A 1,707-nucleotide genomic window follows, 5' to 3' on the forward strand; every position below is an offset into this window, starting at 1 on the left:
GGGGATTTTGGGGAATTTTGCAAAGGTCTCGATGGGTCTGCGACGCACAGTCCGCCATCAGGCAAAGAGAGCCTTATCTCAAATTCACGTTATATATCATTAGGTTTAAGTATCTTTCCCTTGCTATTTTCCGATATTCTTTATCTCCCTAAACCTATGAAAACCGGTCGTCTGAAAAACCGAAAAAGGATTTTCAGACGACCTTTCTATCCAGTTCCTGTGATGCGGCAGGCACGGCTGTATCCGCCTGCGGCAACCGGTGCAGCCTGTACCAATCGTACAGCCGCTTCAGACACAATAAGGCAAGCAGCGGCATACAAAATGCGCTGACCAAATAGCGCGGGTTACCGAAATTGAACACGGGATGCCCTGCCGCAGCGGAAATCAGCGCATTGCCCCATTCCCACAGCGACGGCACGCTGAATGCCAATACCGCCAGCAGCCCCAACGTGCGGAAAATGCCGATGGGCAGGATACGGCGTTTTAAAACCGTACCGTTAAGTTGGAGCAGAGTCAGCAGTCCGAAGCCGATAATAACCATCATGCCGCCGTTGGCAATAATTTGCAGGCTGTTGAACGCAATGTCGGGGGTAACGGCAAGTCCGCCGTCAGAAGGCGTGCTTTGCTGCAAATTAAGCCCTTGCGAGATATTGAGGACAAAGCCGTAAACCATGTCGGCCAAAACAATGAAAATAGGCAACGAGGTGATCAGTTTTTTCATGGCAGTTGTGTGATGGGAAGTGGTGGCGGCATTTTTACCGAAAGCGGCTTATGGTAAAGCAGCGGGCGGCGGGAGGCAATAGCGTCGCCGTCCCTCTTCCGATTATGCCGTTCGTTATTCGGGCGTGTTAAACCATATGGTTTACGTTACAATTATATTGTCTTAAGACAATACCGCACAGCGCTTTCAGACGACCTTATTCTGCCACCGACAGGAATCTTTATGCACGCATCCGTCCTCAGCCGTTTTGCACCGGCTTTATACATTTTGATGTTTTTTGCCGGTTTTCTAACCGCCTGCGTCTGGTTTAACCCCCAAGACTATCTCGCCGACCTTACCCCTGTCATCACGGCATTTGCCGCCATCGCGCTGGTTTGGCTTGCGTGGGCTGTCGCCTCGGTCAGAATCAAGGCAAAAAGCGAAATGCAGCATCGGGAAAAACTGATGCAGCGTGAAAGCGTCCACCCCGTCCTGCATGCCGCCATCCGCCCGGTAGAAGACAAACCCGGCATGATTGCCTTCGTTATCCGCAATCACGGCAAAGGCATGGCGAAAAACATCCGCCTGAAAGCCACCGCTATTTCTGACTACCCTTCCGCTTCGGCTGTCGCCGCCGCGCTGGCACGGCTGCCGGTATTTGCCGAAGGAGCGGACATGCTGGCGGCAGACGAAATTTACGCAGGTATTTTCGCCGACATCCACACCCTTGCCAAATCAGGAGAATTCGGCGGAATCGTCCGCGTGGACGCCGACTGTGAAAACGTTTTCGGCGATGCCTGTACCTCGCAGACGGATTTGGACGTCAGCCTGCTGAAACAGGTCGGTATAATTGAAATACCCCGCAAAAAACTGCTGTATTGAGCATCAGGCAATAACCCGCCCCGGCAAGCCATCGCCCCACATTCCGCATGACGACACGGCATATTGCGAAAAGGTCGTCTGAAAACCCGTTTCCAAGTTTGAACTGCACCCCAAAAGTTGGACAT

At 52.4% G+C, this 1,707-nt stretch carries 2 protein-coding genes; one reads left to right on the top strand and one right to left on the bottom strand.

Translation table 11 applies throughout. From position 1 onward, the window contains the following. Positions 1-193: 193 nt before the first annotated feature. Positions 194-721, bottom strand: a complete 528-nt coding sequence (locus HMPREF3066_RS07795) for a hypothetical protein (protein WP_039406304.1) — start codon at positions 719-721, stop codon at positions 194-196. Between the two features lie 222 nt (positions 722-943). Here HMPREF3066_RS07795 and HMPREF3066_RS07800 point away from each other — a divergent pair, with 222 nt between their 5' ends. Beyond that, positions 944-1,582, top strand: coding sequence for a hypothetical protein (locus HMPREF3066_RS07800; RefSeq protein ID WP_070441833.1), 639 nt, complete (start codon positions 944-946; stop codon positions 1,580-1,582). Positions 1,583-1,707: the final 125 nt, after the last annotated feature.

The sequence above is a fragment of the Neisseria sp. HMSC03D10 genome (genome assembly GCF_001807625.1).
In the GTDB taxonomy this organism is placed as follows: domain Bacteria; phylum Pseudomonadota; class Gammaproteobacteria; order Burkholderiales; family Neisseriaceae; genus Neisseria; species Neisseria mucosa.

Coding starts and splice junctions, on each gene's coding strand:
- HMPREF3066_RS07795 (WP_039406304.1), bottom strand. CDS start 721: ATGAAAAAACTGATCACCTCGTTGCCTATTTTCATTGTTTTGGCCGAC.
- HMPREF3066_RS07800 (WP_070441833.1), top strand. CDS start 944: ATGCACGCATCCGTCCTCAGCCGTTTTGCACCGGCTTTATACATTTTG.